This window comes from Aeromonas sp. QDB25 (assembly GCF_027707725.1).
Lineage (GTDB): Bacteria > Pseudomonadota > Gammaproteobacteria > Enterobacterales > Aeromonadaceae > Aeromonas > Aeromonas caviae.
This window is the reverse complement of sequence record NZ_JAPCIZ010000007.1, coordinates 91,674-111,388: the sequence shown is the minus strand read 5'-3', so window position 1 is coordinate 111,388 and position 19,715 is coordinate 91,674. Positions and strand designations below refer to the sequence as shown.

Annotated in this window: 21 protein-coding genes and 3 pseudogenes; 13 read left to right on the top strand and 11 right to left on the bottom strand. The window is 62.9% G+C overall.

Annotated elements, in window-relative coordinates:
• The coding region (locus tag PG883_RS04285; protein ID WP_201872345.1) for a transposase at window positions 1-107 on the top strand (107 nt) is incomplete at its 5' end.
• 61 nt (window positions 108-168) lie between these two features.
• On the opposite strand, the gene PG883_RS04280 is transcribed toward PG883_RS04285, so the two are convergent.
• Window positions 169-1,158: a D-alanine--D-alanine ligase gene (locus PG883_RS04280; RefSeq protein ID WP_010674866.1), complete on the bottom strand. Its 990-nt coding sequence runs from the start codon at window positions 1,156-1,158 to the stop codon at window positions 169-171.
• Window positions 1,159-1,358: 200 nt separating this feature from the next.
• A complete protein-coding gene (locus PG883_RS04275; RefSeq protein WP_270806983.1) occupies window positions 1,359-1,967 on the bottom strand; it encodes a 2OG-Fe(II) oxygenase in 609 nt (202 codons plus the stop codon).
• A gap of 207 nt (window positions 1,968-2,174) precedes the next feature.
• Between PG883_RS04275 and PG883_RS04270 the strand changes: the two genes are divergently transcribed.
• Both PG883_RS04270 and PG883_RS04265 read left to right on the top strand, forming a co-directional pair.
• The gene (locus tag PG883_RS04270; RefSeq protein ID WP_010674868.1) at window positions 2,175-2,651 is read left to right on the top strand and encodes a glutathione peroxidase; all 477 of its coding nucleotides are present in this window, start codon (window positions 2,175-2,177) and stop codon (window positions 2,649-2,651) included.
• Between the two features lie 260 nt (window positions 2,652-2,911).
• Window positions 2,912-4,300, top strand: a complete 1,389-nt coding sequence (locus PG883_RS04265) for a DEAD/DEAH box helicase (protein ID WP_010674869.1) — start codon at window positions 2,912-2,914, stop codon at window positions 4,298-4,300.
• Between the two features lie 70 nt (window positions 4,301-4,370).
• Here the strand turns inward: PG883_RS04265 and PG883_RS04260 are convergent, their stop codons facing one another.
• From PG883_RS04260 to PG883_RS04250, 3 genes and pseudogenes are all read right to left on the bottom strand, one after another.
• Window positions 4,371-4,808, bottom strand: a complete 438-nt coding sequence (locus PG883_RS04260) for an acetyltransferase (RefSeq protein ID WP_010674870.1) — start codon at window positions 4,806-4,808, stop codon at window positions 4,371-4,373.
• A gap of 36 nt (window positions 4,809-4,844) precedes the next feature.
• Window positions 4,845-5,329, bottom strand: a pseudogene (locus tag PG883_RS04255) (GNAT family N-acetyltransferase).
• A gap of 117 nt (window positions 5,330-5,446) precedes the next feature.
• The gene (locus PG883_RS04250) at window positions 5,447-6,292 is read right to left on the bottom strand and encodes a DUF5718 family protein (protein ID WP_010674872.1); all 846 of its coding nucleotides are present in this window, start codon (window positions 6,290-6,292) and stop codon (window positions 5,447-5,449) included.
• Window positions 6,293-6,559: 267 nt separating this feature from the next.
• On the opposite strand from PG883_RS04250, the pseudogene PG883_RS04245 reads away from it, so the two are divergent.
• From PG883_RS04245 to PG883_RS04230, 4 genes and pseudogenes are all read left to right on the top strand, one after another.
• A pseudogene (locus tag PG883_RS04245) lies at window positions 6,560-7,123 on the top strand (class IV adenylate cyclase); the annotation flags it as partial.
• Window positions 7,124-7,139: 16 nt separating this feature from the next.
• Window positions 7,140-7,532 (top strand): NUDIX hydrolase, encoded by a 393-nt coding sequence (locus tag PG883_RS04240; RefSeq protein WP_010674874.1) that lies wholly within the window; start codon window positions 7,140-7,142, stop codon window positions 7,530-7,532.
• A gap of 101 nt (window positions 7,533-7,633) precedes the next feature.
• Complete coding sequence (locus PG883_RS04235; RefSeq protein WP_010674875.1) at window positions 7,634-8,140, top strand: GNAT family N-acetyltransferase; 507 nt, start codon at window positions 7,634-7,636, stop codon at window positions 8,138-8,140.
• A gap of 104 nt (window positions 8,141-8,244) precedes the next feature.
• Window positions 8,245-8,553 carry an antibiotic biosynthesis monooxygenase family protein gene (locus PG883_RS04230; protein WP_010674876.1) on the top strand — a complete coding sequence of 103 codons (309 nt, stop codon included), beginning with the start codon at window positions 8,245-8,247 and terminating at the stop codon, window positions 8,551-8,553.
• Window positions 8,554-8,593: 40 nt separating this feature from the next.
• On the opposite strand, the gene pdxY is transcribed toward PG883_RS04230, so the two are convergent.
• The 3 genes from pdxY to PG883_RS04215 all read right to left on the bottom strand — a co-directional run bounded on the left by pdxY (window position 8,594) and on the right by PG883_RS04215 (window position 11,386).
• On the bottom strand, window positions 8,594-9,457 hold the full coding sequence (gene pdxY / locus PG883_RS04225) for a pyridoxal kinase PdxY (protein WP_010674877.1): 864 nt from the start codon (window positions 9,455-9,457) through the stop codon (window positions 8,594-8,596).
• Window positions 9,458-9,989: 532 nt separating this feature from the next.
• Complete coding sequence (locus tag PG883_RS04220) at window positions 9,990-10,745, bottom strand: DUF429 domain-containing protein (protein ID WP_183149899.1); 756 nt, start codon at window positions 10,743-10,745, stop codon at window positions 9,990-9,992.
• Window positions 10,746-10,822: 77 nt separating this feature from the next.
• Window positions 10,823-11,386 (bottom strand): VC2662 family protein, encoded by a 564-nt coding sequence (locus tag PG883_RS04215; protein ID WP_039040884.1) that lies wholly within the window; start codon window positions 11,384-11,386, stop codon window positions 10,823-10,825.
• Window positions 11,387-11,689: 303 nt separating this feature from the next.
• Between PG883_RS04215 and PG883_RS04210 the strand changes: the two genes are divergently transcribed.
• From PG883_RS04210 to ybcJ, 4 genes are all read left to right on the top strand, one after another.
• On the top strand, window positions 11,690-12,040 hold the full coding sequence (locus tag PG883_RS04210) for a phasin family protein (protein ID WP_039040883.1): 351 nt from the start codon (window positions 11,690-11,692) through the stop codon (window positions 12,038-12,040).
• A 95-nt stretch (window positions 12,041-12,135) separates the two neighbouring features.
• Window positions 12,136-13,923, top strand: coding sequence for a class I poly(R)-hydroxyalkanoic acid synthase (locus PG883_RS04205; RefSeq protein ID WP_270806982.1), 1,788 nt, complete (start codon window positions 12,136-12,138; stop codon window positions 13,921-13,923).
• Window positions 13,920-14,324, top strand: a complete 405-nt coding sequence (locus PG883_RS04200) for a MaoC family dehydratase (protein WP_270806981.1) — start codon at window positions 13,920-13,922, stop codon at window positions 14,322-14,324. Before PG883_RS04205 ends, PG883_RS04200 begins: the two co-directional genes overlap by 4 nt.
• A 165-nt stretch (window positions 14,325-14,489) precedes the next feature.
• Window positions 14,490-14,723: a ribosome-associated protein YbcJ gene (gene ybcJ, locus PG883_RS04195; protein WP_010674882.1), complete on the top strand. Its 234-nt coding sequence runs from the start codon at window positions 14,490-14,492 to the stop codon at window positions 14,721-14,723.
• A gap of 156 nt (window positions 14,724-14,879) precedes the next feature.
• Here the strand turns inward: ybcJ and PG883_RS04190 are convergent, their stop codons facing one another.
• Together PG883_RS04190 and PG883_RS04185 are read right to left on the bottom strand one after the other, a co-directional pair.
• On the bottom strand, window positions 14,880-15,353 hold the full coding sequence (locus PG883_RS04190) for a DUF4442 domain-containing protein (protein WP_010674883.1): 474 nt from the start codon (window positions 15,351-15,353) through the stop codon (window positions 14,880-14,882).
• A gap of 364 nt (window positions 15,354-15,717) precedes the next feature.
• A protein-coding gene (locus PG883_RS04185) for an IS5 family transposase (protein ID WP_085943961.1) occupies window positions 15,718-16,571 on the bottom strand; the annotation gives its coding sequence in 2 pieces (ribosomal slippage) (window positions 15,718-16,229 and window positions 16,229-16,571; 855 coding nt in all).
• A gap of 141 nt (window positions 16,572-16,712) precedes the next feature.
• Here PG883_RS04185 and PG883_RS04180 point away from each other — a divergent pair.
• Window positions 16,713-17,069, top strand: a complete 357-nt coding sequence (locus PG883_RS04180) for a hypothetical protein (RefSeq protein ID WP_010674886.1) — start codon at window positions 16,713-16,715, stop codon at window positions 17,067-17,069.
• A pseudogene (locus tag PG883_RS23925) lies at window positions 17,017-17,894 on the top strand (hypothetical protein). The gene PG883_RS04180 and the pseudogene PG883_RS23925 overlap by 53 nt, the downstream one beginning before the upstream one ends.
• A 55-nt stretch (window positions 17,895-17,949) precedes the next feature.
• On the opposite strand, the gene PG883_RS04165 reads toward PG883_RS23925, so the two are convergent.
• Window positions 17,950-19,701, bottom strand: coding sequence for an ABC transporter transmembrane domain-containing protein (locus tag PG883_RS04165; RefSeq protein WP_049636011.1), 1,752 nt, complete (start codon window positions 19,699-19,701; stop codon window positions 17,950-17,952).
• Window positions 19,702-19,715: the final 14 nt, after the last annotated feature.

Sequence of the window (19,715 nt, the reverse complement as noted above, 5' to 3'; positions counted from 1 at the left end):
GGGTGAACAACAAGATCAAAGTGATAAAGCGCATGGCATATGGATTTAGGGACTCAGAATACTTTTTTCTGAAAATCAAGGCGGCCTTCCCCGGAAAGCCGCGATGAACCTGAAAAAAGGGGCCCTGAGGCCCCTACTCACCATCCGTTGCAACCGGGTCTGGCGACATCAGACCGCCTTTCGCAGGATCTGCTCCAGATAGTGCGCGAAGCTGTGGCCGTGGTGCTCCAGCAGTTTCGGGAACATGGAGATGGAGGTCATGCCCGGGAAGGTGTTGATCTCGTTGAGCAAAATCTCCCCCTCTTCGGTCAGGAAGAAGTCGATGCGCGACAGGTGGGTCAGCTTGAGCTGACGGAACGCCTTGAGCGCGTACTCGTGAATGGCGTCAGCCTGCGCCTGAGTCAGTCCCTCGGCCTTGAGCGCGGTCTCGGTGTGACTGGCACTGCTGTACTTCTCTTCATAGGTGTAGAACTTGTCCTGGGGTACGCAGATCTCCCCCGGATAGGTGGCCACCAGCTCGTCACCATACTGGTAGACCGCCACTTCCAGCTCGCGGGGCTTGACCGCTTTTTCGATCAATACCTGCTCGGAGTAACCGAAGGCATCGGCAATACCCTTCACCAGGTCTGCCTCGTTGCTGGCGGAGTAGCAACCCACGGAAGAGCCCTGGGAGGCCGCCTTGATGAAGACCTTGCCCCACTTGGCCAGCGCCGCTTTCGCCTCGATCAGGCTCGCCTCGCCTTGCTCGGTCAGGAACAGGTAGGGGGTATTGGGGATGCCGATGGCGGTGAGCCACAGCTTGGTGGTGATCTTGTTGAAGCACACCTTGCTCGCCTCGGCGTCACAACCCAGATAAGGCAGGCCGGCCAGCTCGAGGAAGGATTGCAGATCGCCGGTCTCACCGGGATAGCCGTGGATGCAGGGCACCACGTAGTCCACCGGACGGGCCACGCTGTCGAACGAGAGCAGCTTGTCCAGCCCCAGCTTGCACTCGCGACCGTCGGCGGAGAGCCAGCGGTCGGCAAACATCTCGACCCGGGTCACTTCGATACCGGGCAGGAGCCCGAGCTGTTTTTCGAGGAAATTGGCGCTGCGCAGCGAGACTTCGTGCTCGGAGCCGCCACCGCCGCACAGCAGCAAGACATGCATGTTCTTCATTAGATGTGATCCCTTGGGAGAAGCGGCTTCGTCATCACCATGTCAAACCCAACCGCATGAAAACCGGACGAAGCCAGAAACGAACATAAGTGCGGGCAGTGTAGCAAGGGAGGGGAAGCCTTGTCAGCCGATGGGGCGCACCTCCCCCTGCCCGGACAGATAAAAGTCTCTTCCTGTGTCAGAAACAGGATGAAATGCGCTCAGCGGGGGGGATCGACCCGCCCGGCGCCATTGCCGTTGACCCGAAACCAGCCGGCAATGCTGTAGCGCTCCCGGCTTGCGGGCAGCACCTCGTGGGGAAACTCTTCAGACAGGAAGAGCACCAGCCGCCCGCCCCGGGGGGAGACATCCATCAGAAACTGCTCGCTGTCGTCATAGACCCGCAATATTCCCCCCGCCTCTGGCTGCCAGTCGTTGTTCAGGTAGAACACCGAGGTGAGCCGGCGGTTGGATCGCCCGGCGAAGGCGTCGCGATGGGTGACGTAGAAGTCCCCCTGACGGTAGCGGGCAAAGTGGGCCTCGTAGTCGAACAGCCCCAGCATCAGGCTGCGATTGGCGGCCAGACGCAGGGACTCCATCCGGGCCAGATAGTCGGCCACCGGCGCGCCGAGGGAGGCGTCGAGCCAGTGGATCTGATCCCGACGGATATCGCGGTTGTCCTGATGCAGGGTCTCGCGCCCGATCCCCGCCGGTCGCCACTCGTCCGGCAGGCAGGCCTTGAGGGCATCCACCTCGGCGGCGGTTAAAAATTCATCCACTATCACCCAACCCCGGGTGTAGATGGCATCCATGACGGCTTGATAATCCAAGATAGGCTCGCAGCGAGGGGAGAGAGTGCGCTTTGTAGCGACTTCGGACCATCGGCACAAACCGGATTGCTTCTCTTGAGAAGTCCCGCCATCAATAGGAGTCTGGGGGGAACAGACGCCCTCCCCCTTGCTCCCCGGCCCTCGGCCCGTTAACGTGCAAGGATTGTCCCCGGGCGCCTTGTCGCCCCTCTTGCATCAGGAGAAACCATGCCCCTGCCCCTCATCCCCCTGCAACGACTCGATGGCACGGCCTGGTCCACCGCCGATCTGCAGGGCCGTGTCGTGCTAGTGGTCAACGTGGCAAGCCGCTGCGGTTTTACCCCCCAATACACCGGGCTTGAGGCCCTCTATCGCCAGTTCGGCCCCCAAGGCTTCGAGATCCTGGGCTTTCCCTGCGATCAGTTCGGCCATCAGGAGCCGGGCGATGCCGAGGAGATCGCCCGCTTCTGCTCGCTCGACTACCCTGTCAGCTTCCCCCTGATGGCCAAGTGCGAGGTCAACGGCGCCGGGGCCCACCCCCTCTATCGCTGGCTCAAGGAGCAAAAGCCCGGACTCCTTGGCAGCGAGGCCATCAAGTGGAACTTCACCAAGTTCCTGATTGACCGTGAAGGCCGGGTGATGGACCGCTTCGCCCCCCAGACCAGGCCGGAGGATCTGGTGCAGGCCATCGAGGGACTGCTCTGACGGGCGTGCGCCGAGGCCAGGGGGGCCCCTCTTAGCGCCCCCTGGCCTTTCCCTGCCGGGATGGCCGTGGCAACCCTGCTCGCGACACGGCTGCTGCGCGTGCGCCTCGCATCTGCTATATTACGCGCCCACTGTCTCTTGTGCGGTCGCTTTGCCGGGCTCAGGCCCAGCCTCGATGGCGGCCCACCCTATTTTCCATGTCGTGACGGACCAAGGCTGCCGTCACCCGTTGAGCCCAAGGCTCGGAGTGTCCCTCGAACATGTCATTCAATGAACTGGGTCTGTCACCGCACATCCTGCGGGCCGTCAAGGAGCTGGGTTACGAACAACCCACCCCCATCCAGCAGCAAGCCATTCCCGCCATCCTGGCCGGGCAGGACGTGCTGGGCGGCGCCCAGACAGGCACGGGCAAGACGGCCGGTTTCACCCTGCCCATGCTTCATCGACTGCTGGCCAACCACGGCCGTGGCGGTCGTCGCCAGGTGCGAGCCCTGGTGCTGACCCCGACCCGGGAGCTGGCCGCCCAGGTGGGCGAGAGCATCATCAAATATGCCCACCACCTGCCGTTTCGTACCCTGATCGCCTATGGCGGCGTCAGCATCAAGCCGAACCTGGACGCCATCAAGCTCGGGGTCGACATCCTGGTCGCCACCCCGGGCCGCCTGCTGGATCTGCTGACCCAGGGCGCCCTGACCCTGAGCGCCCTCGAGGTGCTGGTGCTGGATGAAGCGGACAGAATGCTCGACATGGGGTTCATCACCGACATTCGCCGCATCATGAAGGCCCTGCCGGAGGAGCGTCAGACCCTGCTCTTCTCCGCCACCTTCTCCAATGACATCAAGGCGCTGGCGGACGATCTGCTCAAGGATCCCACCCTCATCGAGGTGGATCCCAGCAACACCGCCGCCGAGCAGGTAAGCCAGCGCATCATCCAGGTCGATCGGGAACGCCGCCGGGAGATGCTCTCCCACATGATTGGCCGTGGCAACTGGCAGCGGGTGCTGGTGTTCGTGCGCACCAAGCAGATTGCCGACAGGCTCGCCCAGCAGATGCAGAAAGATGGCCTGGATACGGTCGCCATCCACGGTGACAAGAGCCAGGGGGCCCGCAACCGGGCGCTGGCGGATTTTCGTGAAGGCAAGGTGCGGGTGCTGGTTGCCACCGATATCGCCGCACGGGGTCTGGACATCGATCAGCTGCCCCACGTGATCAACTTCGAGCTGCCCCAGATGGCGGAGGATTACATCCACCGCATCGGCCGCACCGGCCGTGCCGGGCGCGGCGGCGAGGCCATCTCCCTGGTGAGCCAGGACGAGCTGGGTCAGCTCAAGGAGATCGAGGCGCTGATCGGCCAATCCCTGACCGTGGAGATCCTGGAAGGGTACGAGCCGAGCGGCAAGCCGAGCCGCCAGACCCTGCCGGGCAGCAAGCCGGTGCAAAACCCGCCCCGCGCCCGTGGCCATGCCAACGCCAAGGGCAAACCCGCCGCCGGGAAAGGCAAGGGGGATGGCGCCAAGAAGCCGGCCCAGCCTGCGCAAAACAAGTCCCGCAAGCGGGAAGTGGTGGGCGAGGACATCGGTTTCGCCCCCATGCGCCGCCTGCCCAAGGCCCAGCGGGGCGACTATCAGGACAACTCCAACGAGGAGTGAGGCGGCGCGAGCACTGCGTCCTGAACAACAAAAAACCGCCCGAGGGCGGTTTTTTTATGCTCTGGCGCCCTTAACCGGCGGCCAAGGCCATGTGCAGCAGGGGATAGGGCTTGCCCTGGCCATCCAGGGGGGAGCGCCCCGTCACCTCGAAGCCCAGGTGCTGGTAGAAGCCGACAGCCTGGGCATTCTGTTCGTTGACGTCCACGCGAGTCGCCCCCAGACAACGGATGGCGTGGTCCACCAGCTGGCGGCCGACCCCGCCCCCTCTCGCCTCGGGAGCGATGAACAGCATCTCGATATTGCCCTCAGCCACCCCGATAAAACCGACGATCACGCCATCCTGCCTGGCGCAATAAAGGCGCACGGCATCGAAATAGTGTTCGAGGATGAGAGGCTTGAGGGTGGCGATGTCTTCCTCTTGCAGGAAGTGATGGGTAGCGCGTACCGAGGCCTCCCAGAGAGCGATCAGGGCCGGGTAATCCTCGGTTTGTGCTGGTTCTATCTTCATGAATTGTTGGCTCAATTTATGGCAAAAGCGCCGATGCTAAGCCTTGGGGCCGAACCTCGTCAAGGTGCAGCCCTGGGCCTCTGCCTGCTTGATGACAAACCCCTTCTCGATGCCCGCCTTGAAGCCCAGCTTCTCATAGAGGCGATGGGCTTCATCGCGCCCTTCCCCCGAGAGCAGCATCACCTTGTAGCCATCCAGCCCCCAGGCCAGGGAGAGCGCCTGTTCAAGCACCTTCTGGCTCAGCCCCTGGCGTCGGAACGCAGAGGCCGTTACCACGTGCTCTATGATGCCAAAGGGCCTGCCGCCGTTGCTCAGGGTCGGGATCACCCCGAGCTGGCAGGTGGCGGCGAGCTCACCGCCCACCTTCGCCACGATGATCCGCACCTCGGGCCTGGCCAGCAGGCTCGCGAGCGTCTCCCTCGCCATGGAAAGCGGCATCACGGGATCCCGTGGTCTGAGCTCGGCGTAAAGGCTGAGCAAGCCGCCAGATCCTGCTCCCTGCACTCTCTGATCACCACCATGGCAACCCACCTGATCTGCCACTCCTCTTTCGGCTGATCATGCATGACGCCAGCATGGAGTGTGCGCAGGCATAATAGAGAAAGAAGATGCCTCCCCAGGTTGGGAAGGCATCGCGATCAACGGGTCTTGACCGCCTGGAGCAGGACAGAGACATCGGCGCCAACGCGGCGGGTCGCGATGGCTTCGCGAATGTCGCTCTCGCTGTAGCGACTGGCGGGGTAGACCACCACGCAGGCGGTGTCACCGGGAGCGAGGAAGTGTGTCTCGCCAAAGGGGGTGTAGCGGGTGGCGCCAATGCTGATGAGCGCATGGGCCGGGCGCCCCGCCTGGGCCAGCAGCCCCTGGATATGCTCGGCCGGGCCTTCGTCCTGCTGATGGTTGAACTTGTCGATGGCCCACGCCAGCAACTGACCGTGGAAGTAGCTGTAGTCCACCGCCGCGCTGTCGATCCCGTAGGGGTGCAGCTCCCCGTCCCGCTCCAGATAGCAGGCGATGCGGTAGTCATCGAGCTCGCATCCTGCGGCAAAGTGGGTCAGGGGCAGCAGGTTCGCGGCCAGCCCCTTGCTCTCTTCACCCCAGTTCTTCTTCTCGCTGATCTTGTTGGCATTGGGGCGACGGATGGAGCAGTCGTTGTAGGCGCCAAACGCCTTGGGATGGATGGCCACCACCTGCTCCCCCGCGTACTCCAGCTCGCACCACAGTGCCACCTCGGGTTCAATCTGCACCTTCTCGTCCCCGCTCACCGCCGCCTCCGGCAGGAAGATGGCATCGCCGCTCAGGGGAAAGACCCCGAGCTGGCCGGGATGGTTCGGCACATAGAAGGGGAACAGCGCCTTGGGGGCGACCTTGTCGTCAACCTTGACGGCGACGAAGTCCGCCGCCTCCCCTGCCTGCTCCAGGTGACCGGCGAAGTTGCCCGCCACGCCCAGTCCGATAAAGGGGGGCTGTGAGGTGATCTGCATCTGTGGCTCCACTGGCGCGGCCGGGGCCGCCGCCTCGTTGTCGTTGTTCAGGGCGGAAATACCGCCAAAGAGGGAGCTTATTAGAGCACAGCCCCCGTACGGCGCCCAGCCACCGGGCCACAAGCTGTGCACCAGGGCGGATTTCCCCTCACCATCTGGTCATAAAGTCGGCAGTCGATGCGAAGCTGTGATCCCGATGCTTGGGAGAGCCCGGCACTTTTGCTAGGCTGCCCTATTCATTTGCCGTTCGGGAGCCGTCGCAAGGCCATGGCCACCCACTTTCAGGGGCGCTTCGAGGTGGAGTTCAAATACCGCCTGACGGACAGCGCCGCCTTTGTGCATACCCTCACGGCCCTCAGCCCCGAGGTGATGGTGGCGGACAATCATGAGCAGGACTGCTACTTCGACACGGCAGATGGCGCCCTGGCCCGGGCAGAGAAGAGCCTGATCATCCGCACCATGGCCCCCAGCGGCATCCGGCTCTGGATAGTCAAAGGACCCGGACCCGATCGCTGCGAGGCGGTCAACATCACCGATGCGGACAAGGCGGCCAGCATGGTGCGCACCCTGGGCTACCAGCCGGTGCTGACCATCGACAAGCGGCGCAGCATCTATTTTCTGGGGGCCTTCCACGTCACGGTGGATCACCTGGCAGGCGTCGGTGATTTTGCCGAGCTCGCCATCATGACTGACGACGAGACCGCCCTGCCCGCCTACCGCGCGCAGTTGCTGGCGCTGGCTAGCCGGCTGGGACTGGCGCCCGAGATGCGGGAAACCCGCTCCTATCGCACCCTGTGCGAGCAGCGAGCCCCCCCCTTTGACAAGCGGCAACAAGAGGAATCTGCCCATGATCGACAAACTCGCCTGGCTGACCTTCAAGGAGGGACAACTGCTGTGCGCCCGCTCCCACGGCAAGGACATCTACTACATTCCGGGGGGCAAGCGCGAGCCGGGCGAGAGCGACGAGGCGGCCCTCGTTCGTGAAATCGAGGAAGAGCTCGCGGTCATCCTGAAACCCGACACCCTGGCGTTCGCCTGCGAGTTCAGCGCCCAGGCGGACGGCAAGCCGCAAGGGGTGAATGTCAATCTGCGTTGCTACACGGGGGACGCCGACGGCACGCCCGTCGCCTCGGCGGAGATCGCCGAGCTGCGCTGGCTGGACAGCCGCCACCTGGCCGAAGTCTCCCCCGTCTCCCGCCTGCTGTTCCAGTGGCTGGCAGCGCAGGGACTGATCCATTAAGAGACGGCGCACCTGACCGGATGATAATAGCACCGGCAGGAGAGTCCGCGCCCGAGACGTTAATCCCCCACGTGGGCCAAGAGAGAAGATGAGGACATTCAATGGAGATCCTTGAGGTCGAGAGCACCAGAGGCATCAAACCGGCGCTGATCGCCCTGCTGCAAGATTGCGTGGCCAGCGGTGCCTCGGTGGGCTTTCTGCCTCCCCTGCAGGAAGAGCAGGGGCTGGCGTACTGGCAAGGCATCGAGGGGGAGCTGGCGGATGGAGTGCGCAAGCTCTGGGTGGCGTTTGATCAGCACCATCTGGTGGGCGCCCTGCAGCTCTCCCTGTGCACAAAGGCCAACGGGGGCCACAGGGCCGAAGTGGAAAAGCTGATGGTCCACAGCCAGGCCCGTGGCAAGGGGGTGGGCCGCGCCCTGATGAACGCCATGGAGCAAGGGGCCCGGGACGCCAGGCGTACCTTGCTGGTGCTGGATACCCGGGTCGGCGACGTGGCCTCCAGCCTCTATCGCCAGCTCGGCTATCAGGAGGCCGGCCAGATCCCGGACTTCGCCCGCAATGGGGACGGCACCCTCGCCGCCACCCAGTTCTTCTACAAGCAGCTCTGAGGCAGACGGCCTGGCAAGACCGGACAGCGTGCCGGTCTTGCCCCCTCCAAGGCTCGGCGTACATAGGTTTTTGGTTCAATCAGACTCATCGGCAAGGAGCCATCATGATATTGGAAGTCGCCCATCTGCAGATCATTCCCGGCAAGGCCACTGACTTCGAGCAGGCCTTCGCCCGAGCCCAGCACATCATCAGCGCCATGCCCGGCTACCTGGGCCACCAGTTGCAGCGTGCCCTGGACGATCCCCATCACTACCTGCTGCTGGTGCAGTGGGCGCGGCTGGAAGATCACACCCGGGGGTTCAGGGGCTCCCCCCGGTACCAGGAGTGGAAGGCCCTGCTGCACCACTTCTACGACCCCTTCCCCAGGGTCGAACATTTTCAGGATGCAACACCGATCAGTGCCGCAAGCTGAACCTTGATCAGCTCGTCCCGTCACGGGCTGATCAATGGCGTCAGGCCAGGCGCTCGGCCCTGTGGGCAATCTGCGGCTCGGCAAAGGCGCTCTGGGCCGCGATGAGCTGCAGCTCGTAGGCATTCGCCTCCCAGGTCTGTCTCAGCACCGCATCCACCGCGGCGTTGGTGCGCTCGAAGGCGCTCACCCCATCATATCCCGCCTGCAGGTTGGCCAGCATCAGGGCGCTGATGAGATCCCCCACGCCCACCGGTTGGCGCGCGAAATCGTAAAGGGGACGGGCGATCAGATAGTCTCCCTCGGGGGTGGCAAGCAGCATCTCGAAGCGGCCGGGGACGCTGGCGGCGCGACCCAGGTGCTTGACCAGCACCATCTTCACCCCCTTCTCCAGCAACTGGCGTGCGGCGACCCGGGTCTGGGCCAGGGTTGTCAGATGGACATCGCACAGGGTCTCCAGCTCCAGCAGATTGGGGGCCATGATGTCCGCCACCGGCAGGGCCTGCTCGGTGAGAAAGCGGGTGACGCCCGGGGCGACGATGCACCCCTTCTCCGGATGCCCCATCACGGGATCGCAGAAATAGAGGGCCGCCGGATTGGCTCGTTTCACCGCCGCCACCACCGCCAGGATCTCGTCCCCCTGCTCCGCCGAGCCCAGATAGCCACTTAGCACCGCATCGCAGCGCGCCAGCACCTCGATATTGCAAAGCCCCTGGCACAAGGCGGCAATGTGGCCCGCCGGCATTGCCATTCCCTGCCAACCCGCCTCGTACTGGGTGTGGTTGGAGAACTGCACCGTATTGATGGGCCACACCTCCATGCCGAGACGGCGCATGGGGAACACGGCGGCGCTGTTGCCGGCACAGCCAAACACCACGTGGGACTGGATAGAGAGAATGCGTTTCATCGACACCACCGGACAAGAAGCCTGAGGAAAAGAGGCAATATATCGGATGAAGAGACGGCTCTTCCAGCAATTAACGCCCTGACTCCCTATTTATGCTTCTGCAGGCTTAACCTGCCGCATATTTGACCCCCGCTACCCTGTTTCTGTACAACCCTGGAGCCATCTCCCCGCTGCTGCGGGGTGATAAATGTACTTGTACGTCTCTTGTCTGATGGCATACAAGGTGATTTTTAAACCAGCCATGAACAGTCGGGATCAAGGATGAGGTCCGATGAAAAGGCGCCAGTCGGCAGTCGGCAGTCGGCAGTCGGCAGTCGGCAGTCGGCAGTCGGCAGTCGGCAGTCGCAAAGTAAGGCAACAAGGGCAAGGGTCAAGGAGACGTCGGAAGATCACAGGACAAAGGCGGCCTCCCCTTGCCTGACACCGTTGCAACGGCAAGCCATACGCAGTGGCGACAGCAAGTCACGTCACCAGTGCCGTGACTGCAGCGAGTCGCCAGCAGTCGTCAGAGGGAGCGCGGTGCTTGGGCGTCTCAATCCCGGGCGAAGTGGTAGACCCAGCCTTCGTCCGGTGCCATCTCCTCCGGCAGGTCCACCAGAGCAGGCAGCGAGGTGACGGCCCCTTCGGCCGCATATTGCAGGGCCATCAGGGCGCAGAGCGCGGCATCATAGGGATCCGTTCCAGGGATGAGGGACACCGGCAGGTGGGGTTGCAGCTCGGGCCGCACCGCAGAGGCTTTGCCCCCCATTTTGGCCAGGGCGGGATAGACCTCCAGCACCGCGCGCCCGGCAGCCCTCGCCTGTTTTGGCACCAGTTGCAGATCCCCGAGACGCGGCAGCATGGAGAGGGCCAGGGTGGCATTATTGCCGAGCCTGTCGAAGGTGGCGGAGAGGGGCTTCTTGCCATAGTGCTGATGGAGCCAGCGCTCGCAATCCCGGTAGGCGTAAGGGTTGTCAATCTCCCGCTGAGGCACGGGAAAGCCGCTCCCCCGCCCCGCCAGCAGATCGGCGAGGGCGCGGGGAAAGGCCAGGGGCGCATCGATGCCGAGAGCAAGGCGCGGGCAGGCCAGCACCTGCATCAGCGCCACCTCGTCTTGCAGGGCCGGGCGCAGCAGGGCATCCAGATCCGGCGCGACCCGGGAGCTCAGCCGAAACAGGGGGGAGATCCCGAGCCAGTGCAGACGCGACTCCCGGGCCTGCCAACCCACCACCGCCACCGCCTGGGCATTGCCCTGCCAACCCCTCACGTCCCAACCGATGCCGATGGCGTCCATGTGTTCCGTTGTCATGCCCCTGTTACCTCTGTGCAGCCTTGATGGAGCACAGGGTAATGGCTGCCCCTCCTAAAGCAAGGGCAAGTTGGTCCCTAGAAGGATTTCTTGAAGTTGATCAGGGGCAGAATGGGGAAGATGCCGTTCTCGGCGTAGTTGGCCAGGCCAATCTGCAAGCCGTCCAGGTGCTTGGTGGCATTGACGAATCCCAGCTGGAAGGTGGTGCGTTCGGCATAGTTGACGAAGCCGACGTTGGCCAGGGCATTGCCCTGGGCGATGTTGACCGCCCCCCAGTTGAGCCCCTTCACATTGTTGGTCAGGTTGACGAAGCCCAGATTGAGGCCGGTATCCTGCCCTTCGTGCCAGTTGACGGCGTTGATGGCGACCCCGCCAAACTGGTGGCGCACCCGGCTCGCGCCAAAGAACACACCAAGCTGCAGGCCGGTGAACTGATCCACATCGGAGAGGGCGAACACCGGCAGATCGATCCCCTTCACCTGGCCGGTGCGGCCGTAGAGGAAGGAAGCCCGTGCCCCTTCCACCTGATTGGACGAGGGCAGGTTGATACCGGGCAGGGAGATCTGGACCGGCGTGCTGGCCTGGGCGACACCGGCGAGGGTCAGGGCACCACAGCCGAGCAGCAGGGCGAACGGTTTCATCGGGGATTCCTTGTGAAGAGGGTGTGGCTCAAGGGTACCAGCGCAGGCCCCGAGGGACGAGACCCCGACCCTTTCCCTGCGTCACCTCTCGTCTGAATCCGGGGATGGCTCTCTCGGCGGATTGGAAAATTCAAACAGAAACTAACATTTATGTCATTTACACCAAAGGTGGATTGGTTGCAGAATGCTCAAACGTGTGTTTGAACAGAGCAAACAACACGTAACACAGGGATGACGTGCTGTACCCGCAAGAAGGGTCGATTGACCCGCAAAAACAGTGTTCTGCCGAACCGGAGACCCATGATGAATATGGACGTGATCAAGAGCTTTACCGAGCAGATGCAAGGCTTTGCCGCCCCCCTCACCCGCTACAACCAGCTGCTGGCCAGCAACATCGAACAGCTGACCCGGTTGCAACTGGCGTCCGCCAATGCCTACGCCGAACTGGGGCTCAACCAGTTGCAGGCCGTCGGCAAGGTGCAGGATGCCCAGAGCCTGGCGGCCCTCGGCACCGTGCAGCTGGAGAGCGCCAGCCAGCTCTCCCGCCAGATGCTGGATGACATCCAGAAGCTCAGCGCCCTCGGCCAGCAGTTCAAGGAAGAGCTGGATGCCCTGACCGCAGATGGCATCAAGAAGAGCACGGGCAAGGCCTGATAACCCCTGGCTGCCCGTCTTGCGGGCAGCCACATCTCCCCACGACTCGACAGAACGGGCAAGTGCCCGCCCCGGGTGTGGGTGAAGGAGAACACATGAGCCAATCATCTTACGGCCCGCTGTTCGAGGCCCTGGCCCACTACAACGACAAGCTGCTGGCCATGGCCAGAGCCCAGACAGAGCGCACCGCCCAGGCCCTGCTGCAGACCAGTCTGGACGATCTGGACAAGGTGCTGGAGCAGGGCAGCCAGCAGCCCTGGCAGCTGATCCAGTCCCAAATGAACTGGTGGCAGGATCAACTCAAGCTGATGCAGCACACCCTGCTCAAGAGTGCAGGCCAGCCGAGCGAGCCGGTGATCACCCCGGATCGCAGCGATCGCCGCTTCAAGGCCGACGCCTGGAGCGAGCAACCCCTTTATGACTACCTCAAGCAATCCTATCTGCTGACCGCAAGACACCTGCTGGCGGCGGTGGATACCCTGGAGGGCGTGCCCGAGAAGAGCCGGGAGCGACTGCGCTTTTTCACCCGCCAGTACGTCAACGCCATGGCTCCCAGCAACTTCCTGGCCACCAACCCGGAGCTGCTCAAGCTCACCCTGGAGTCCGACGGCCAGAATCTGGTGCGCGGCCTTGCGCTCCTGGCCGAAGATCTGGAGCGCAGCGCCGATCACCTCAACATCCGCCTGACCGACGAGTCCGCCTTCGAGCTCGGCCGGGATCTGGCGACCACCCCGGGCCGGGTAGTGCTGCGCACCGAGCTCTTTGAGCTCATCCAGTACAGCCCGACCACGGCGACGGTGGGCAAGACCCCGGTGCTGGTCGTGCCCCCCTTCATCAACAAGTACTACATCATGGACATGCGCCCCCAGAACTCCCTGGTGGCCTGGCTGGTCGCCCAGGGGCAGACGGTCTTCATGATCTCCTGGCGCAACCCGGGGGTGGCACAGGGGCAGGTCGATCTCGACGACTACGTGGTGGACGGGGTCATCGCCGCCCTGGACGCCGTGGAGGCGGCCACCGGCGAGCGGGAGGTGCACGGCATCGGCTATTGCATCGGTGGCACTGCATTGTCACTCGCCATGGGCTGGCTGGCGGCGCGGCGCCAGAAGCAGCGGGTACGCAGCGCCACCCTGTTCACCACCCTGCTGGACTTCTCCCAGCCCGGGGAGCTTGGCATCTTCATCCACGAGCCCATCATCGCGGCGCTGGAAGCCCAGAACGAGGCCAGGGGCATCATGGACGGGCGCCAGTTGGCGGTCTCCTTCAGTCTGCTGCGGGAGAACAGCCTCTACTGGAACTACTACATCGACAGCTACCTCAAGGGCCAGAGCCCGGTGGCGTTCGATCTGCTGCACTGGAACAGCGATAGCACCAACGTGGCGGGCAAGACCCACAACAGCCTGCTGCGCCGACTCTACCTGGAAAACCAGCTGGTGAAGGGGGAGCTCAAGATCCGCCACACCCGCATCGATCTCGCCAAGGTGAAGACCCCGGTGCTGCTGGTGTCCGCCGTGGACGATCACATCGCCCTCTGGCAGGGAACCTGGCAGGGCATGACGCTGTTCGGGGGCGAGCGGCGCTTCATTCTGGCCGAATCCGGGCACATCGCCGGCATCATCAATCCGCCGGATGCCAACAAATACGGCTTCTGGCAAAACGGGGCCGAGGCGGACAGCCCGGCGCAGTGGCTGGCGGGGGCGACCCACCAGAGCGGCTCCTGGTGGCCCGAGATGATGCGCTTTATCAAAGACCGTGACGAGGCAGAGCCCGTCCCCGCCCGGCAGCCTGTCGAGGGGCTGGAGGCGGCCCCCGGCAGCTACGTCAAGGTACGGCTCAATCCGGTGTTTGCTGGCGTCAGGAAGCAAGAAGAGGAACCCGCATGAGTACACAACCCCTTGCCGTGGGCATGAAAGCCAGCCTGACCAAGCGCTTCGGCCCGGCCGAGGTGGCCGCCTTCGCCGCGCTGTCGGAGGACTTCAACCCCCTGCACCTGGACCCGGACTTCGCCGCCACGACGGTGTTCGAGCGCCCAATCGTCCACGGCATGCTGCTGGCGAGCCTCTTCTCCGGGCTGCTCGGTCAGCAGTTGCCAGGCAAGGGGAGCATCTATCTGGGCCAGAGCCTCTCCTTCACGCTCCCAGTGTTCGTGGGGGACGTGGTGACGGCGGAGGTGGAGGTGATTGCCCTTCGAAGCGACAAGCCCATCGCCACCCTGGCCACCCGCATCTTCACCCAGGGCGGCGCCCTCGCCGTGACGGGGGAAGCGGTGGTGAAACTCCCTTGAGCGCCAGTGGCCCCCAGAGACACAACCAGCCCGGTCGGGCTGGTTTTATTGCCTGTGCTCGCCCCTTTTTCGGGGCAATTCGGCCCGGGCCCTTTCCCTGCCCCGCCTAACTGCCTAGAATGAGCCCCCGCTGTTTCAGCCATTCATCCAGCTAGAGGATTTCCCATGGAGACGTTTCTGCTCGAAGGTCACCCCTTCGTTGCCTTGTGTGACCTGATCAAGCATCAGGGTTGGGCCGATTGTGGCGGTGCCGCCAAGGCGCTGGTCGCCGAGGGCCTGGTGGAAGTGGACGGTCAGGTCGAGACCCGCAAACGCTGCAAGATAGTCGCCGAGCAGGTGGTCAACTTCAACGGCATGAAGGTAGTCGTGAAAGAAGGCGTCAGCCCCGAGATCCTCTGATCCTGACGCCCTGCCACGCAAGCGCTACCCAGCACAGTGGCCGAGCGGGCGGTCAACTTCAACGGCATGAAGCATGAAGGCCGTGGTGAAGGAAGGGAGCAGTCCCGAGATCCTTTGATACCGGCTTGAACAAGGGCGCCAAGCGCCCTCTGGCCTTCAGCTTGCCTTGATGGAGAGGGTCAGCACAAAGCGGGCCATGGCCTCGTCGCCGTTGCGCGACGGGCAGGTGGCCACCACCTGGATGGGGCGGTTGATGCGCTGACCGCTCGCCAGGGACTCGTCGATCATGGCGTCGATAAGCTCCCCCGCCGCGCAATCAAACTGCACGTCCCCCTCCGGGCGCTTCAAAAACTCCCCTTGCACATCCTTGAAGGCAAAATGCACCTTCTTGCGCCGCGCCCGCCCCTTCTCCATGACCAGGAGCCCCCCCACCAGGTCGGCACCGGTGGCGAGCGCCCCGAAATACATGCTGCCCAGGTGGTTGCGGGTGCGCCAGCCCAGCGGAATGCGGATGCGCAGCGCCCTGGCGTCCATCTGCTCGATGACGGGGGCACAGAAACCAATGACGGGAATGTAGCGCCAGGCGAACAGACGCAGGGCGAGGTTGGCTTTGAGGCGTTGCAGGTCCATTGCAAACTGATCCGATGAGTAAATGTGATACAAATGTTGCCAGTCTGCTTCCCGATAGACAAGCCTCCCGTGCCATCCCTGTGAGCGGCCCCCCAAAGGGTATTTGCAAAATTCATGCAATGGCCAGGTTCTATTTGCCTGGCAAATGATAAAACCGGCCTTTCCTGACCCCGGGTCGCCCCTCTCTTTTCCCTTTTTCCGATTTTTTTCAAGGTCCCGCCCCGGATGACGGGACCATGACGGCCATATCCGAATGAAACACAACGAGAAATACTCCCCGTCTGGGGGCTAGCCCAGGATCCCGCCCCCGCCACTGGGATTATTCGCAGTAACCAAACCCCCTCTCCCTCGCTAGGCTGTGTTCTCAAAATGCTGGTTTTCTGTCCACCAATAGCTCTCGTAAGTAACGAAGGCAGAAAGCCAGCTTGATAAAAGCAGCAAAACTTCCCGCCAGCTTTTCATATCTCGTTGAGAATCGGCGAAACTTCTTCAGCCATCCGAAGCACCGCTCGACCACATTTCGCCTGCGATAACGAGCTTTGTCTAATACCAGAGGTCGTCCCTTATGGTGCCGCTGCTGGTCGCTGCGCTGCGGGATGACTGCTTTTATCCCTCTGCGCCGGAGTTCGGCCCGCAAAGCCCTGCTGCTATAGGCCTTATCTGCGGCAAGATGCGTTGGTCGCGTGCGATAACGGCCTGATGAAGTCGGGATCCTTGCCATGGCCAACGCACTTGTCGCATATCTGATTTCCGCTGATTGCTCCGGCGAAAGGCAGAACCCCAGCGGTAAACCATTACCATCAGTGACCAAGTGAATTTTGCTGCCAAAACCACCACGAGAGCGACCAAGTGCTTGATTCACCGGAGTGTTTTTTTACGCGCTCCGGCAGCATCTTTGGATACCCTGACATTGGAGCCGTCCAGGCACCACAGGTCGAAATCGATGAGCCCTTCTTCATTGAGCTTGAGTTGCAGCGCTTCCAGAATGGCATCAATCCGGCCTGCATCCTGCCAACGCCGGAAGGTGTTGTAGACCGAATTCCATGGTCCGAAACGTTCTGGAAGGTCTCGCCAAGGAGCTCCGGTGTGGAGTATCCAGAGAATGCCATCGAGCACTTGGCGCGGTTCATGGGTAGGGCGCCCGATCAGGCTTCGAGAAGGAAACTGGGGCTCGATAAGCCCCCATTGTGCATCAGTCAGCTGATAACGGTGGGACACGGAATGGATCTTAAGCTGTTGAGAAGATGTGAGATTATATCTTCATCACTTTAAGAACACAGCCTAGGCTGTTGCTGGCCAGGAAGTAGCCACTCGGCACCGGGTCAACCCGTCTACCAATCTCACCATAAGGATAGAGAGATGAGTCACGTGCAACAGTTGTTCAACGGGGGCGAGAGCGCCGGTACTTTCCAGCTCAACTTCAACAACAACCGTGCCTACGAGCTGTTTGGCCGGGAGTACCTCAAGTGCTATGCCAACCTCAGCGCCAAGGGGAAGATGAGCAAGCCCCTGCCCACCGGGCCGCTGAGCTACACCGTCGACTTCGCCATGGATTGCGGCTGCAGTTCGGTGCTGTTTGACTTCAACCTCGCCTACAAGAAGACCTTCGGCAACCAGTTGCAGGCCCCCCTGTGGCGCGAGTCGGACTACGAGGCCGTAGCTGGTGCTCTGCCAGCTGGTGCGCGAGGCACCGGCCAACCGCCTGAGCAACCATGATCAGTTCGCCGAGGCCGAGGCCTTCTTCAACGACGTCAATCTGCCCGACACCGTCCGGGCGGTGGGCAGTGATCCCTATGCCGACAAGGACGGCCTGGTGGAGTTCATCGTGGCCAACGAGCTGCTGGACGATCCCGCAGTCATGGCCAAGCTGGCGGAACAGAAGGCCTACCTCATCGCCATCACCTCCGTGGTCACCGCCTACATCAACCGTTACGCCGAAGCCTATGGCGAGCAGTACAAGACGGACGCGGATCTCTGGGCCAGGGCCCTCTCCAAGATCCCCCTGATGGGGCCGAGCAAGATCGATCAGCAGAGCTACAGCCGCCACATCAAGGGGCTCAGCATCGCCACCGACTTCATCAACTTCATCATGGACGTGGTGGTGAGCCAGGGCACCACGGCGCTGGCCAGCTTCAACAAGTTCCTGCAAAAGCAGGGGGATGCCATCCGCTTCGGGGTGGAGAACAACAAGGACTTCACAAGACCATCACGGTGGGGGTCACAGTGGAAGTGTTCAAGGTGGGCAACGAGCTGGTCTATGTGCCGAAGATCAAGCAGTACCGCGTCAACTTCGACCGCCAGAACAGCAAGTTCACCTCCGCCTGTGCCAGCGCCGAGTTCGTCGACATCTACTTCAACTACCTCTATGCCGCCAACGTGTTCGACTACGAGGCCCTCAAGGACCCCGAGATCAAGCGCGACTTCGACAACTTCATCCAGAAGCAGCGCAAGGCACAAATTGAAGAAGCGGATACCTTCTTCAACGATGACTTCCCGCCCCTGGAGCCCAAGCTGGTCAGCCGCAGCAAGGTCACGGTGTAACCCTGCCTGTCAAAAAAAACAGCCGGCAGATGCCGGCTGTTTTTTTAGGTGGGCCTCAGGCCCGTTTCTCTTCAAGCCAGGCCCCCTGGCTCTGCATCTCGAACAGCTGGGCATAATGCCCCCCCAGCGCCATCAGCTCGCCGTGGGTGCCGCGCTCGCTCACCCACCCGCGGGAGAGCAGCAGGATTTCATCGGCATCCACAATGGTGGAGAGACGGTGGGCGATGGCGATGGTGGTGCGGCCACGGCGTGCCGCCGAGAGCGCCTGGGAGAGGGCGAGCTCGGTCTGGGAGTCCACGCTCGCGGTCGCCTCGTCCAGGATGAGGATGCGCGGATCCCCCACCAGGGCGCGAGCAAAGGAGAGCAGCTGGCGCTGGCCAGCGGAGAGGTTCTTGCCCCCCTCCTCCATCAGGGTGGCCAGGCCATCGGGCAGGCGGCGCACGAAATCGGCCAGCTGCACCTCCTCCAGGGCCTGCCAGAGCCGCCCATCCTCGATGCCGTCACGCCCAAGGCGCAGGTTCTCGGCCAGGGTGCCGACGAAGATGAAAGGATCCTGCTGCACCAGGCCGATGCTGCGGCGCACCGCCGAGAGAGCCAGGCCGTTCATGGGGTGATCATCGAAGTGGATGCTCCCCCGATCCAGGGGGTAGAAACCCATCAGCAGGCTGATGATGGTGGACTTGCCGCTGCCGGTGTGGCCCACCAGCGCCAGCATCTGGCCCGGCCGGGTGGCAAAGCTCACATCTTGCAGCACCTGCTGCTCCCCGTCGTAGGAGAAGCCCACCCCGTCGAAGCGTACCCGTCCCTCCAGGGGGCGCACCTCCCCGTCGGTGCTCTCGCGGGTTTCATCGAGCAGGGCGAATACCCGCTCCCCCGCCACCATGGCCTGCTGCAACTGGTTGAGCTGGTTGGTCATCTCGATGAGGGGCTCGATCATCCGCCCCAGATAGCTGATGAAGGCGTAAAGCACCCCCACCTGAATGGCCCCCGCCGTGCTCAGCCCCTCGTGGGCAAACAGGGCCAGCAGACCGATGAGCACCATCATGTAGAAGAGATCGATGAGGGGGCGCAGCAGGATGCCGTTGATCTTGAGGCTCTTGATCCGCGCCTGCCAGTGCTGCTGGTTCACCCCCGCAAAAGCAATGGCGAAGTGGCGCTCCTGCACCATGGCCTGGATCACCGGCATCCCCTGCAACGACTCGTTGAGACGGCTGTTGATGTCGGAGAGCAAGGATCGGGTCGCCCGCACCACGGGCACGCTCAGTTTCTGGTAGAGCCACATCACGGCCCCCACCGCCGGCAGCAGGGTGGCGCACACCAGCATCAGGTGAAAGTCCAGCAGCGCCATGGAGAGCAGGATGCCGCACAGGAGCACCACTTTTTGCACCAGGAGCCCTATCACCTGGACATAGAGGTTCATGATCGCCTCGGTGTCGTTGGTGATGCGGGAGATGAGGGAGCCCGAGCGGTGCTTGTCGAAATAGCGGGCAGGCAGGCGGATGGCGGTGGCGAACACCTGCTCGCGCAGACGCTGCACCACCGCCTGGGCGATGCGGTTGAAGCGCAGGGATTGCAGGTAGAAGCCGGCCGCCGACAACACCTGCAACCCCAGATAACCGGCGGCAAGGGCGGCGATGATGCCCCACTCCAGCCGGCGCGGCGCCAGGTAGTCATCGATGAAGAGCTTGATGAGCAAGGGACCCGCCACCTCGGCGCCGGTGGCGAGCAGCAGGCAGATGCCCGCCTGCACCAGCCAGCGGGGGTAGCTGGCGCAGTAGGCGAGCAGCCGTTTGATGGTTGGATTCACAGACTTGCCTCCAG